Below are 13921 nucleotides of genomic sequence, written 5' to 3' on the forward strand. Positions count from 1 at the left end.
GGTCGGTGCGTGCGATCGGCGTGCGGCGTCCCCGGTCATGTGGCGGAGCCACCTGTCCGGGGGCGCCGTGCGGCGAGCGGGCGTGCCGGGCGTCGAGGCGCAGGCGAGGGTTCAAAGACAGGCTCTGAGGCGGTGCCGCCCGCGTGGCGCTACTCCTTGACCACCGCCTCCGTGCCGCCGCCGAACTCGATCAGCAGTCCCGGGCGCAGCGCGATGGTCTTGCCGGGGTCGACGTCGCGTACGGTCCCGTCGTCCTTGCGCGCCGTCCACACCGAGTTCGTCCGGTTGGTCAGGCCGAACCTGCCGCGCTGCTGCGGGTGTTCGGTGACCTCGCCGACGACGGCGGTGAAGTCGTGCCGGTCCGGCTCGTCACACAGGTGGTGGGCGTAGACGCGGGCGCTCGGGGCCAGCCGGATGCCGCGCCGGGTGCGGAGCGACCCGGTGCCGGTGGCCAGTTCGAGGCGGGGCGGCAGGGTCAGGGTGGTGCGGCACTTCCAGCACGCGGGCGGGGCGCCGTCCGGCTGGGTGAGGTTCTGCTTGCCGCAGGCGCCGCACTGCGTGATGGAGTCGAGGACCTGGCTCAGCGCCTCGCGCCACTGCGTCTCGCGCGCCCGCTGCGTCGGGTCCTTCAGGCCGATGGTGAAGGTGCGGACGAAGAGGTCGCGCAGGATCTGCGGCAGCGCGTCCCAGCTCGCGACGACGGTCGGCTGCTCTCCGGCGACCGGGCGGTTGCGGGTGTCGTTGGGGTCGTACACGAAGACGGGGTCCGTGCCGTACAGCTTGCGCTTGGCCGCCGGGTCGAGGCAGCGGATGCTGAACTGCTGGGCCCCGTTGAAGGGGTGGTCGTTCATCAGGAGGTAGAAGAGCAGCACGGCGAGCGAGTGGAGGTCGCTCTGGGTGCCCGGCATGGCGCCACGGTCGCCGCGCACCAGCTCGGGCGCCATGAAGTCCATGGTGCCCTCGACGGCCGCCTCGGCGCCCTCCACGACGGCGTTGTCGTTGTCGCAGACCAGGATGTCGCCGGTGCCGGGGTCGAAGAAGATGTTGCCCCAGTTGATGTCGCGGTAGGCGATGCCGCGGGAGTGCAGCGCGCGGTACGCCTCCACGGTGTGCAGGGCCACGGTGACCAGGGTGCGCATGGTCGCCGCCGAGACCGAGGGGTCGCGGCGGAAGAGGGCGGGCAGGTCGCAGAAGCGGGCGGGCCGCACGTCCATCACGTAGCCGAAGCCGGGCTGTTCGCCCTCGGGGTCCATCACGATGGAGCGCGGCCACAGGAAGCGGTCGTCGTCCCAGCCCTTGTCGATCAGTCCTTCGAGGATCGTCCGCTGCCTGGCGTCGGCGAGCTGCGGGTAGTACCACTTGACCGCGCGGTCGCCGGTGGGCGTCTGGACGCGGTAGACCTCGCCCTGGCCGCCCGAGCCGAAGAGCTCGGCGACCTTGAGCTTCTCCCCCGACTCGGCCACCAGGGTCTTTCCGGCGGCGAGCATGCCGTTCGTCATGCTGTTCCTTCCTGCACTCAGCTGTCGTCGCTGTGCTGGGCGGACGCCGCGATGGCGCCCACGAGGGTCGTGTCGTCCCCGGAGAACGTGGCGGCGCGCGCCAGCCAGTCCGGGAGCTGGGCCTGGACCGCGGCGACGCCCTGCTCGGCGGCGCGTCCGCGGACTCCGGTGGCGAAGTCCAGGAAGCCCTGGTCGTCGGTGAAGCTCTTGGAGAGCCCGTCGGTGGAGAGCAGCACGCACGGCGGGGGCCCGCCGGTGAACGGCTGCCAGTACGAGCGCATCTTGCGCCAGGGCTCCGGCTCGCAGAGCGAGTCGGTCTCGTCGCCCATGTCGGGGCCGGTGGAGAGCGGGGTGTGCGGGGTGCCGGCGTCGTCGACGAGGACGAAGTCACCGTCGCCCAACTGCCAGCAGAACACCATGTGTTCGGTGAGGACGGCGCCTATGAGGGTGCTCCCGTAGGCGGCGAGGTCCCGGGGCCCCTCACGCTCCCCGGCCGTGCGGCGCGGGACGGCGGGGCCGTGGGCGGGCGCGTTGCAGTCGTGCAGCAGGGCCCGCTCGTGCCAGCGGTGGCCGACCTGCTGCGGCAGCCGGCGCGCCTCCTCGCGCAGCCCGGTCCAGTGCGCCGCGTCACCGCCGACGCGCACCGCCTCGTACGCGAAGGCCCGCGCGCACGCGGTGAACTCCTCGACCGCCCAGCGCGCCCCCAGGTCGCTGCGGAAGTGCGCGGCGCTGCCGTGTCCGTCGGCGACCGTGAGGACGGCGGCGCGCCCTCCCGCGACGGGCAGGAGCGCGCTGCGGTCCTGGCTGTACTTCTTCGCGACCCCTTTGACCGCGCCGCTGATGAGCGTCCAGGGAGCGGCCGTCGGTGTGCCTGCCGCCGGGTCGCGTTCCGTCACTGTCCCCGGTTCGGTCACCAGATGTCGTCTTCGCCCTTGGTCATCGACGGCACGTCGATCGGCGTCGTCACAGCCCTCGAACCGTCGTCGACCTTCGGCGTGGAGGCGTCCTTGACGACCGCGGTGGACATCCAGCGGATGGCGGCGGCGAGCTGGCGGGGGTTCTTCGCCTGGAGCGGCTCCAGTTCGGGGTTGCCGAGGAACTCCTTGAGCATGCTCTTGTCGGCGTCGTCCCCGATGGCGACCGCGACGCGCACGGCCCGCTTGCCCCACGGGGTGCCGTCGATGGCGCGGAGCCCGGCGCGCCAGTCGTCGGTGGGCTGGCCGTCGGAGGCGAGGGCGAGGACCGGCGGCAGGGCGCGCTGGGGCATCGGCGGGGTCTGCAGCGCGCCGGCCGCCAGCTTGAAGGCGGCGCCCATGTCGGTGCCGCCGTAGATGTGGACGTCCTCCCAGGAGAACTGGTCGACGGGGGTGGGGTCGCTGACGTGCCAGCTCGCGCCGCTGGCGAAGGTGATGGCCCGCACGAGCAGGGAGGCGGCGGGGTTGGACTGGGCGGCCTGCTGCATCTCGGGGATGGCCTCGCGGATGGCGAAGTTGAGCTGGCCGATCTTGCCGTTGACGCCCATGGAGCCCGAGCAGTCGAGCATCCAGATGAAGTGGACGGGCCGACTGGCCATGCTGCCGCCGGGGAAGTTGTCGGCGAGGGTCTGGGTGGTGTCGCTCACGCTGTTCCTTTCCTGTGGAGCGTGATGGGTGCGGGCGGGCCCGCGGTCGTGGCCCCGTGGGGCACGGACGTGGAGGTCACTCGTCCTGCTGCTCGATCCGGTGGCGCCACGCCGTCCACCCCTGCAGGTCCTGGTTCTCCCGCTGGAGAACGGTGGCGACCCGGCCGAGGTGGTGCTCGTCCATGTGCGCGACGACGGGGGCGAGCACCTGGCCGAGCAGTTCCTCGGCGACCGCGCGCCACTCGTCGGTGACGCCGGACCGCCGCCGGGGGCGCCAGAGGTAGTAGTACGCGGCCAACTCGGCGGGCCGGTCGGGCAGTTCGCGCACCATGCCGTCCCGGATGGGTGCGTCGGTGAAGTACGCGCGGTAGGCGCTCAGCAGTTCCGGGCTCGCGGCGACGAGGAGCCGCAGTCCGTGGGACTCGCGCACGTCGACCGGGTCGGCCCTGGCGAGCGCGCGCCCCACCCGCTCGTCGACGCCGAGCCGCAGCACCCGGCTGAGGGGCCCGGCCTTGCGGCCGAGCTCGCCGAGGCGGCCGACGGAGGCCCGCGTGACGCCGAGCCGGCCGTCGGCGAGGTCCTGGGCGGTCACGAGCAGGTCGGCGGTGGCGCGGTCGGCCACTCCGAGCTGCGCGTCGCCCCGCATGTCCCGGGCGTAGGCGACCAGTTCGGGATCGCAGCGGTCGGGGTCCCTGACCCAGTGGATGATCCCTCGGCCGTGGCCCGCGTCGACGACGAGGCGGGGCGTGCAGGTGCGGGCGACCCACGCGACGTCCGCGTGGTCGGGCACCTTGCTGCGCCACACGAGGCGCCAGAGCAGCCGCAGCGTCGCGACGTCGCCGACGCGCCGTCCGGGCAGGAGCCCGACGAGCGCCTCGAACAGTTCGGCGCCGCGCAGGTGGTCGGGGGCCCCGGACCAGAGCACCGCGGCGGCGGCGAGGCGCACGGTGGGCGGCGCCTGTTCGATGTTGCGCTGCAGCCACACGCCCTGGGGGGACCTGGCGAGCTCCCGCACCCGGTCCAGCTTGCGGGAGGTGAGGTCGACGATCAGCATGCGCAGCACCCGGCGGATGAACGGCAGGTGACCGAGGTCGTCGAGGAGCCGCACCGCGTGGGCGCACTCGTGCTGTTCGGGGTGGAGCAGGGCGTCGGCGAGGCGGTCCATGGCCTCGGCGATCCCGGGGCCGTTGTCGGCGCCCACCGCGAGGGCGAGCCGCAGCGGTTCGGCCCAGGCGGGGATGGGTCCGCGCAGCGCCCCGCGCAGGGCGTCGTCGGCGCGCTGACCGTACTCCTCGCGCAGTTCCCGCCAGGCGTCCTTGCCGAGCGGCAGCCCCTCGAAGGCGGCCAGGCCGGGGAGGGCGCCGCCGGTGCGGGACGTGTCGAGGCGGTGCTTGACGAGGGCGAGGGCGAGGGGCCGCGCCGCGAGCGCCTGCTCGCCCTCCACTTCCCTGCACAGCGCTTCGAGCCGGTCGAGCGTGGCGGCGTCGGCCTCGCCCCTGGTCACGGACTTGGTGAATGCGTCGAGGACCGCGTGCAGCGAGTCGCCGCCGAGCCCCGCGAGGTCGGCGCCGGTGAGGGCCGCCGCGCCCGGCCGGTCTCCGCCGCCCCCGCCGGAGATGAGCGGGATCAGGGCGAAGGCGTCGTCGGCGCGCGCCCCCGTGCCGGGTGCGGGCGGGCTGCCGGAGATCCAGCGCTCGGCGGTGAGCTGCGCCCAGGCGTCGGCCGCGGCGGGCGGGCTCTGGCGGCCTCCGGTGGCGTCGTGGACGCGGTAGAGGTACTCGACCGTCGCGTCGTCGCGGTCGAACTCCACCCCGGGGCCGATGCCGATGATCTGCTGCGGGGCGCGGTGCGGATCGGTGGTCCAGGTGGTGAACGTCAGGGCGGGGACGTGGATTTCGGGCAGCGAGGCGCAGGCCAGCGCGACCCAGTGGGCCACGGCCTCGGGGTCCTCCTCGACCAGGACGATCTGCCGTCCCGCCGGGTCGGCGAAGAGGCGGCGCACATCGGTGAGGAAGGGCGCGACCCGCTCCGCGCGCGCCCTGGCGAACTCCACGAGGCGCCCGCTGTCGAAGTGCGCCCGTGTGACGGGCAGTTCGGACTCGACGAAGCCCGCCCCCAGCTCCTCCCCCGCGTCGGGCTCCCAGGTGGCGGAGCGCCAGGTGTCGATCGGCCACACGGAACCGGGCCCCGGCGTGCCCGCGCTCAGGTGCAGCGCCTCCACGCGCCGGCCGGAAAGCGTGGCGCACAGGAGCCTGCCGCCGTCGGGGAGCAGGGTGTAACTCAGCTCGGAGCCCGTGCCGATGACGTCTTCGACGGCGGGCCCGAGACCGGTCACCGCTATGCGGTGCCGGGGCTCCTCGTGGGGGGACCGCACGGGCTGTGCGGGGATCAGACGGACGGCTCCGGTGTCCGGCTCCTGGTCGAGCCGGTAACTGAGGCGACGGATGGCCATGCCACATTCTGACCGCGAACCCCACGCCCCCGCAGGCCGTCCACCAACTTCCCCCCACCACGCCCCCACCGGGCACGAGAAACCGCACGACCGCCCCCCAGCGGCACGAGGAACCACACGACCAGCCCCCCCCAGCGGCACGAGGAACCGCACGACCGGCCCCCCAGGGGCGCGGGGAACTGCGCGACCACCCCCCCCAGGGACACGAGAAACCGCACGACCGGCCCCCCAGGGGCGCGGGGAACTGCGCGACCAGCCGAAGAGAACCCGCACCCGGCAACAGAGATCAACCCGGCAGACGCACCCCCGACTCAGAAACGGCCCACCCACGCCACCCACGTAAACTCAAGATCCACCCAGGAGACGGAACCGGAGAACCAGATGGCCGCAGACGAGGACGAACCCCACGACGAGATCTTCCCGTGGGTGCCGGCCCCGAAGAACGGGAGCCCCTGGCAGGCCCCGGCCGACCTGGAACAGCACCTGTACGAACTCCGCGAGGCCGACGACGCGTACACCTATCTGCGGGCCATCGCCGTGGAGGGCCTGTACCGCCCGGTCGCCGCCCCGCACGAGAAGGACCCGGACGCGGAGTCGAGCCCGCTGCTCACGGTCGACCTGCCGGACGGCAGGAAGGCCGCGCAGGTGTACACGGCGGGGCTGCTCCCACGCCCGCACCCGGCCGTGGTCTACGAGTTCGTGACGCTCGGCGCGCTCGCCGAGGGGTGCCCCGACGACGTCCAGGTCCTCGCGGTCAACGCGGCGACGCCGTGCGAGCAGTACTTCCTCACCACGGACGAGGAGCGGCGGGTCTGGGCCGAGCTGCACGAGCGCCACCACCGGACCGGCGGTCTCGGCGACCGCATCGAGACGCGCCGCACCGGGGCACCCGCGCCCGGGCCCCTCCTGCACGGCCTCGCCTGCGGCGCGCACCTCTGCTTCGCCAACGGCGACCCCTGGAACACCGTCCACTGGCACGGCGCGGGCCACCACAACGAGGTCGGCCGCCTCGCCGAGTCCTGGGGCGTGACGAGCCGCGAGGAGTGGCTGGCGACGCAGGAGCGCCTGCTGACGCGCGAGGTCAGCCCGTGGTACTGGGACTTCGTGCTCGGCGCCCGGGTCGCGGTGCTCGCCGAGGTCGGCCCGCGGCTCGACCCCGAGCGGTGGCGCGAGTGCGTCGAGGTCACCCTGCGCAACCGCGTCGTGGAGACCGGCGGCCCCGGCACCCCGCACCGCCCGGGCGACGACCCGGACCTGGACGACTTCGTGACCGCCATGCGCGACCTGGTCGGCAAGGTCCTGCGCTACGAGGCCCGTTTCCGCGCGGACGAGCTGCTGCCGCCGGACGGCTTCGTGCGCACCGTCGCGGCCTGGGACATCGGCCGCGCCTCCAAGATGGCCCGCTGGGGCAGGGGCGCGCGCTACGCCACCGAGGCGGAGATGCGGACGGCGCTGGAACGGGCCTCCCGGGCGGCGGAGGCCGCGTACGGCTCGTGGGAGGAGTTCTCGGCGGGCTACGTGCTCGGGCGCTGCCTGCACTTCGACGAGGAGTCGTTCGGCACCTGGTACACGGACGTCCTCCACGCCCACCGCGCCCTGACCACGGACCCGGACAGCCCGTGGCTGACGGTGCCGTTCCGCCCGACCTGACCCCCGACGGGTCCGACACCGACCACCACCACCGGACCCCACCGGTTCCGCCAACCCGCCCCCGGTCCCACAACCCCACCGGACCCGGCACTCCATCGCACGACCAAGCCGACCGGGCCGGACCATCCCCATCGGACCCCGTTAGCCCCATAGGGCCTCACCAACCCCATCGGGTTCCGCCAACCCCATCGGCCCCCCGCCAACCCGTCCCCGGCCCCACAACCCCACGGAGCCCGACACCCCATCGCACCCGACCAAGCCGACCGGCCCGGACCAACCCCATCGGACCCCACCAGCCCAATCCGGCCCGCCCAACCCCATCCAGCCCGCCCAACCCCATCCAGCCCGCCCAACCCCATCCAGCCCGCCCAACCCCATCGGGCCCGCCCAACCCCATCGGGCCCGCCCAACCCCATCGGGCCCGATCGCGCCCGTCAGCCCCCCACCCCCGACCATCACAATCAGGTCTCACTAGCCCCAGCGGCCCCTCGAACCCCTTGCCAGCCGACCGTGTAATCGTTTCCAATCCTCCGTGTAATCGATTCCACAAGGAGGTGGGAGCGGCGATGACCCCCAGTCCGCCCGGCTCGGCCGGGATCAAGGACGTCGCGGCCGAGGCCGGGGTCTCCGTGGCGACGGTGTCGCGGGTCCTGAACGAGCATCCCTCGGTCAGCCCCGGGTCCAGGGAGCGCGTGCTCGCCGCCGTCGAGGCGCTCGGCTACCGGCCGAACGCCGTGGCCAGGTCCCTGCGCACCCACCAGACGCACACCCTCGGCCTCGTCATCAGCGACGTGCTCAACCCGTACTTCACCGAGCTGGCCCGCTCCGTCGAGGAGGCCGCCCGCGCCCTCGGCTACAGCGTGATCATCGGCAACGCCGACGAGCGGCCCGAGCTCCAGGACCACCACGTGCGGACACTGCTCGACCGGCGGATCGACGGCCTGCTCGTCTCCCCCGCCGACGGCGGCTCACCGCTGATGCTCGACGCCGTGCGCGCCGGTACCCCGATGGTCTTCGTGGACCGGTGGATTCCCGGCGTGGGCGCCGATGTGCCCGTCGTCCGCTCCGACGGCCGGCAGGCCGTGCGCGACCTGGTCGCCCATCTGCACGGCCTCGGCCACCGCAGGCTCGCGATCATCGCGGGCCCCGCGGCCACCACGACCGGCAGCGAGCGCGTCGAGGCCTTCCGGGAGGCACTGCGCGAGCACGGCACCGCGCTGCCCGACGCCTACATCGGGCAGGGCGACTTCCAGGCCGACAGCGGGCGCCGCGCCACGGAGCGGTTCCTCGCCCTGCCCGAGCCGCCCGACGCCGTCTTCGCCGCCGACAACCTGATGGCGCTCGGCGCCCTCGACGCGATCCGCGCGCGGGGCCTGCGGGTCCCGCACGACATCAGCCTCGCGGCCTTCGACGACATCCCGTGGTTCGTGCACACCGACCCGGCGGTCACGGCGATCGCCCAGCCGACGGCGGAGCTCGGCCGGGCCGCCGTGCACGCGCTCGTCGACCGGATCGAGGGCAGGAGCCCCCGTTCCGTGACCCTCCCCGCCCGCCTCGTCGTCCGGCGTTCCTGCGGCGAGGACACCCGCGTACGAAGGAGCAGCCCGTGAGCGGCCAGGAGATGGCGAAGCGCGGCGCACAGGAGAAGGACGCGCACGAGGAACTGCTGCGCGTCGAAGCCATCAGGAAGACCTTCCCCGGGGTCGTCGCGCTCGACTCCGTGGACTTCGACCTGCGGCGCGGGGAGGTGCACGTCCTGCTCGGCGAGAACGGCGCGGGCAAGAGCACCCTCATCAAGATGCTGTCCGGCGCCTACCGTCCCGACAGCGGCCGCATCCTGGCCGCCGGCCGCGAGGTGCGGATCAACGGCGCGCAGGACGCCGAGCGGCTCGGCATCGCCACCATCTACCAGGAGTTCAACCTCGTACCCGACCTGACGGTCGCCGAGAACATCTTCCTCGGCCGGCAGCCGCGCCGCCTCGGCCTCGTCGACCGCAAGAAGATGGAGGCGGACGCCGAGGTCCTCCTGGAGCGGGTCGGCCTGGCCGTCTCGCCGCGCGCCAAGGTGCGCGAACTGGGCATCGCCCGGCTCCAGATGGTCGAGATCGCCAAGGCGCTCAGCCTGGACGCGCGCGTGCTCATCATGGACGAGCCCACCGCCGTACTGACCTCCGAGGAGGTCGAGAAGCTGTTCGCCATCGTGCGCACCCTGCGCGCGGACGGCGTCGGCGTCGTCTTCATCACCCACCACCTGGAGGAGATCGCCGCGCTCGGCGACCGCGTCACCGTCCTGCGCGACGGCCGCAGCGTCGAGCAGGTGCCCGCCTCCACGCCGGAGGACGAACTCGTACGGCTCATGGTGGGCCGCAGCATCGAACAGCAGTACCCGCGCGAGCGGCCGGACGTCGGCCCGCCGCTGCTCCGCGTCGAGGGTCTCACCCGGGGCGGCGTCTTCCACGACGTCGGCTTCGAGGTGCGGGCCGGTGAGGTCGTCGGCCTCGCGGGCCTGGTCGGCGCCGGGCGTACGGAGGTGGCGCGCGCGGTCTTCGGCGCCGACCCGTACGACGCGGGCACCGTCGACGTACACGGAGAGCGGCTGCCCGGGCACGACGTGAACGCCGCGATGGGTGCCGGCATCGGCCTCGTGCCCGAGGACCGCAAGGGCCAGGGCCTCGTCCTCGACGCCTCGGTCGGGGAGAACCTCGGCCTGGTCACACTGCGCTCCGCGACCCGCGCCGGGTTCGTGGACCTCAAGGCGCAGCAGCGGGACGCCGCCCGGATCGCGGAGCAGCTCGGCGTACGGATGGCCGGGCTCGGCCAGCACGTGCGCACGCTCTCCGGCGGCAACCAGCAGAAGGTCGTCATCGGCAAGTGGCTGCTCGCCGACGTCAAGGTGCTGATCCTCGACGAGCCGACGCGCGGCATCGACGTGGGCGCGAAGGTCGAGATCTACCAGCTCATCAACGAACTGACGGCCTCGGGCCACGCGGTCCTGATGATCTCCAGCGACCTGCCGGAGGTGCTCGGCATGAGCGACCGGGTCCTGGTCATGGCCCAGGGCCGGATCGCCGGCGAACTGCCCGCCGGGGAAGCCACGCAGGACGCGGTGATGGCCTTGGCGGTCAGCAACACGGCGGCGGCCGGCCCCGTACGGAACGACGGACAGAACGAAGAAGAAGCGGAGGGCTCCCGTGGCCACTGAAACCGTGAAGCGTGACGCGGGTGGCGCGAGTTCGCTCCGCCGCGTCCTGCTCGACAACGGCGCGCTGAGCGCCCTGATCGTCCTGGTCGTGGCGATGTCGCTGCTCTCCGGCGACTTCCTCACCACCCAGAACCTGCTCAACGTGGGCGTGCAGGCCGCCGTGACGGCGATCCTCGCGTTCGGCGTGACGTTCGTGATCGTCTCGGCGGGCATCGACCTGTCCGTCGGTTCGGTGGCCGCCCTCTCGGCCACGGTCCTCGCCTGGACGGCGACCTCGCAGGGGATGCCGGTCTGGCTCGCGGTGATCTTCGCCGTCGCCGCGGGCCTGGCCTGCGGTCTCGTCAACGGCCTGCTCGTCTCCTACGGGAAGCTGCCGCCGTTCATCGCGACGCTCGCGATGCTGTCGGTGGCCCGCGGGCTCTCCCTGGTGATCTCGCAGGGCAGCCCGATCCCGTTCCCCGACTCGGTCTCGCACCTCGGCGACACCATCGGCGACTGGCTGCCGGTCCCGGTGATCGTGATGGTCGTGATGGGTCTCGTGACGGCCGTGGTCCTCGGCCGCACGTTCATCGGCCGCTCCATGTACGCGATCGGCGGCAACGAGGAGGCGGCCCGCCTCTCCGGCCTGCGGGTCAAGCGTCAGAAGCTCGTCATCTACGCGCTCTCCGGGCTCTTCGCCGCCGTCGCGGGCATCGTGCTCGCCTCCCGCCTGGTCTCGGCGCAGCCGCAGGCCGCGCAGGGCTACGAGCTCGACGCCATCGCCGCCGTGGTGATCGGCGGCGCCAGCCTCGCGGGCGGGGTCGGCAAGGCGTCCGGCACGCTCGTCGGCGCGCTCATCCTCGCGGTGCTGCGCAACGGCCTCAACCTCCTGTCCGTCTCCGCCTTCTGGCAGCAGGTCGTGATCGGTGTCGTCATCGCGCTCGCCGTCCTGCTCGACACGCTGCGCCGCAAGGCCGGGGCGACCCCGGGTGCCTCGTCGGGCGCCCCGGGGGCCGGGCTCAAGGGGCCGCAGGCGGTCAAGTACGCGGTGGCCGCCGTGGTCGTGGCGGCCGTGATCGGCGCGGTGTCCTTCTTCAACTCGGGTTCGTCGGGCACCTCGACGAAGATCGGCATGTCGCTCTCGACCCTCAACAACCCCTTCTTCGTACAGATGAAGGAGGGCGCGCAGGACGAGGCCGGGAAGGCGGGCGTCGACCTGACGGTCACCGACGCGCAGAACGACGCCTCGCAGCAGTCCAACCAGCTCCAGAACTTCACCGGCGAGGGCGTCGAGTCCATCATCGTCAACCCGGTGGACTCCGACGCGGCGGGTCCCGCCGTGCGCGGCGCCAACAAGTCCGGCATCCCGGTGATCGCGGCCGACCGCGGCGTCAACAAGGCCGAGACGGCCACGCTGGTCGCCTCCGACAACGTCGCGGGCGGCAAGCTGGCGGCGAAGTCACTCGCCGAGAAGCTGGGCGGCAAGGGCGAGGTCGTCGTCCTCCAGGGCACGCCCGGCACGTCGGCGAGCCGCGAGCGCGGGCAGGGCTTCGCCGAGGGCATCAAGGCGTACCCCGGCATCGAGGTCGTCGCCAGGCAGCCCGCGGACTTCGACCGCACCAAGGGCCTCGACGTCATGACGAACCTGCTCCAGTCCCACAAGGGCGTCGACGGTGTCTTCGCCGAGAACGACGAGATGGCGCTCGGCGCGGTCAAGGCCCTCGGCGGCAAGGCGGGGAAGTCGGTGCCGGTGGTCGGCTTCGACGGGACCCCCGACGGCCTCAAGGCGGTCGAGGCGGGCACGCTGTACGCGTCCGTGGCGCAGCAGCCCGCGGAGCTGGGCCGGATCGCCGTGCGCAACGCCGTACGGGCGGCCCGGGGCAAGGACGTCGAGGAGATGGTGAAGGTACCGGTGAAGGTCGTCACGGCGAAGAACGTGAAGAATTTCTCCTGACCTCCTTCGGCGCGCGGCCCGGGCGAACCCCGGGCCGCGCGCCGCGCCGGCACCGTACGAAAGCAGGGAACAGCACATGAACGACGACTACGAGCTGCTGGTCGTGGGCTCGGCCAACGCCGATCTGGTGGTCGGTGTGGAGCGCAGGCCGGCGCCGGGCGAGACGGTCCTCGGCTCCGACCTGGCCGTCCACCCCGGCGGCAAGGGCGGCAACCAGGCGGTGGCCGCCGCCCGGCTGGGGGCGCGCACGGCGCTCCTCGCGCGGGTGGGCGACGACGCGCACGGCACGCTGCTGCTCGACGCGCAGCGGGCGGCCGGGGTGGACACCGCGGGCGTCCTGGTGGGCGGCGCCCCGACCGGCGTCGCGCTGATCACGGTGGACCCGTCGGGCGACAACAGCATCGTGGTGTCGCCCGGCGCCAACATGCGCCTCACCCCCGAGGACATCCGCGCGGCGGGCAGCCTGCTCGCGGCGGCGCGGGTGGTCTCCACCCAGCTGGAGATCCCCCTGGAGACGGTCGCCGAGGTCGCGCGCGGGCTGCGGCCCGGCGCCCGCCTGGTCCTGAACCCCTCGCCGCCGGCCCCGCTGCCCGACGAGGTGCTCGCCGCCTGCGACCCGCTGGTGGTCAACGAGCACGAGGCCCGGTTCATCCTCGGTGACGGCGCGGGCGAGACGCCGCGGGAGTGGGCGCGGGGTCTCCTGGCGCTCGGCCCCCGTTCGGTGGTGGTGACGCTGGGCGCCGAGGGCGCGCTCACCGCCGAGCGGGGCGCGGAGCCCGTACGGGTGGAGAGCCCGCGGGTGGAGGCGGTGGACACGACCGGTGCGGGCGACGCCTTCACCGCCGCGCTCGGCTGGCGCCTCGGCCTCGGCGAGGACCTGGCGACGGCGGCGGCCTACGCGGCGCGGGTGGGCTCGGCGGCGGTCACCCGCAAGGGCGCGCAGGACTCGTACCCGACCGCGGTGGAGCTGTCGTCGGTGGCGCCGGAGGTCGCGTCCTCGTGAAGAGGTCGGGCATCCTCAACCGCCATCTCGCGGGCGCGCTGGCCGAGCTGGGCCATGGTGACACGGTCCTCGTCTGCGACGCGGGCATGCCGATCCCGGCGGGTCCGCGCGTGGTGGACCTGGCGTTCCGCGCCGGGGTCCCGTCCTTCGCGGAGGTCCTCGACGGTCTGCTCGCCGAGCTCGTGGTGGAGGGCGGAACGGCCGCGCGCGAGGTGGCGGAGGCCAACCCGGCGGCGGCGCGGCTGCTGCGGGAGTCCCTCCCCGCCCTCGGCCTCGTCCCGCACGAGGAGCTGAAGGCTCTGTCGGCCGGGGCCCGCCTGGTGGTCCGCACCGGGGAGGCCCGCCCGTACGCGAACGTGCTGCTGCGCTGCGGGGTCTTCTTCTGAGGGGAGGAGGGCCGTGGGGCGGAGGGGCGGAGGGGGGCCGACCGACGTGATGGCGGGCTGACGGGCTGACGGGCTGACGGGCCCGTCCTCTCAAGGTCCGGTCCGTTATGCGAACACGCCTGCCCGCATTGTGACCGGATTCCGCTCTTGACGTGAACACGCCCCGCCTTCAGCA

Annotated in this window: 10 protein-coding genes; 6 read left to right on the forward strand and 4 right to left on the reverse strand. The window is 73.5% G+C overall.

The window, feature by feature from the left end; all coding sequences use genetic code 11:
* Positions 1-149: 149 nt before the first annotated feature.
* From AB0I16_RS28880 to AB0I16_RS28895, 4 genes are all read right to left on the reverse strand, one after another.
* The gene (locus tag AB0I16_RS28880; RefSeq protein ID WP_363252546.1) at positions 150-1499 is read right to left on the reverse strand and encodes a protein kinase; all 1350 of its coding nucleotides are present in this window, start codon (positions 1497-1499) and stop codon (positions 150-152) included.
* A 17-nt stretch (positions 1500-1516) separates the two neighbouring features.
* The gene (locus AB0I16_RS28885) at positions 1517-2413 is read right to left on the reverse strand and encodes a protein phosphatase 2C domain-containing protein (RefSeq protein ID WP_363252547.1); all 897 of its coding nucleotides are present in this window, start codon (positions 2411-2413) and stop codon (positions 1517-1519) included.
* On the reverse strand, positions 2410-3072 hold the full coding sequence (locus AB0I16_RS28890; RefSeq protein WP_363252593.1) for a tellurium resistance protein: 663 nt from the start codon (positions 3070-3072) through the stop codon (positions 2410-2412). The genes AB0I16_RS28885 and AB0I16_RS28890 overlap by 4 nt, the downstream gene beginning before the upstream one ends.
* 124 nt (positions 3073-3196) lie before the next feature.
* Entirely contained in the window at positions 3197-5572 is a 2376-nt protein-coding gene (locus AB0I16_RS28895; RefSeq protein ID WP_363252548.1) for a GTPase-associated protein 1-related protein, read from the reverse strand.
* A gap of 381 nt (positions 5573-5953) precedes the next feature.
* Here AB0I16_RS28895 and AB0I16_RS28900 point away from each other — a divergent pair, with 381 nt between their 5' ends.
* From AB0I16_RS28900 to rbsD, 6 genes are all read left to right on the forward strand, one after another.
* Positions 5954-7222 carry a DUF1266 domain-containing protein gene (locus AB0I16_RS28900; RefSeq protein ID WP_363252549.1) on the forward strand — a complete coding sequence of 423 codons (1269 nt, stop codon included), beginning with the start codon at positions 5954-5956 and terminating at the stop codon, positions 7220-7222.
* A 566-nt stretch (positions 7223-7788) separates the two neighbouring features.
* Entirely contained in the window at positions 7789-8832 is a 1044-nt protein-coding gene (locus AB0I16_RS28905) for a LacI family DNA-binding transcriptional regulator (RefSeq protein WP_363252550.1), read from the forward strand.
* 11 nt (positions 8833-8843) lie between these two features.
* On the forward strand, positions 8844-10424 hold the full coding sequence (locus tag AB0I16_RS28910; protein WP_363252594.1) for a sugar ABC transporter ATP-binding protein: 1581 nt from the start codon (positions 8844-8846) through the stop codon (positions 10422-10424).
* A complete protein-coding gene (locus AB0I16_RS28915; RefSeq protein ID WP_363252551.1) occupies positions 10414-12357 on the forward strand; it encodes a substrate-binding domain-containing protein in 1944 nt (647 codons plus the stop codon). Before AB0I16_RS28910 ends, AB0I16_RS28915 begins: the two co-directional genes overlap by 11 nt.
* Before the next feature lie 76 nt (positions 12358-12433).
* Entirely contained in the window at positions 12434-13360 is a 927-nt protein-coding gene (locus AB0I16_RS28920; protein ID WP_363252552.1) for a ribokinase, read from the forward strand.
* Complete coding sequence (rbsD, locus tag AB0I16_RS28925) at positions 13357-13746, forward strand: D-ribose pyranase (RefSeq protein WP_363252553.1); 390 nt, start codon at positions 13357-13359, stop codon at positions 13744-13746. The genes AB0I16_RS28920 and rbsD overlap by 4 nt, the downstream gene beginning before the upstream one ends.
* Positions 13747-13921: the final 175 nt, after the last annotated feature.

The sequence above is a fragment of the Streptomyces sp. NPDC050703 genome (assembly GCF_040654435.1).
Classification (GTDB): Bacteria; Actinomycetota; Actinomycetes; order Streptomycetales; family Streptomycetaceae; genus Streptomyces.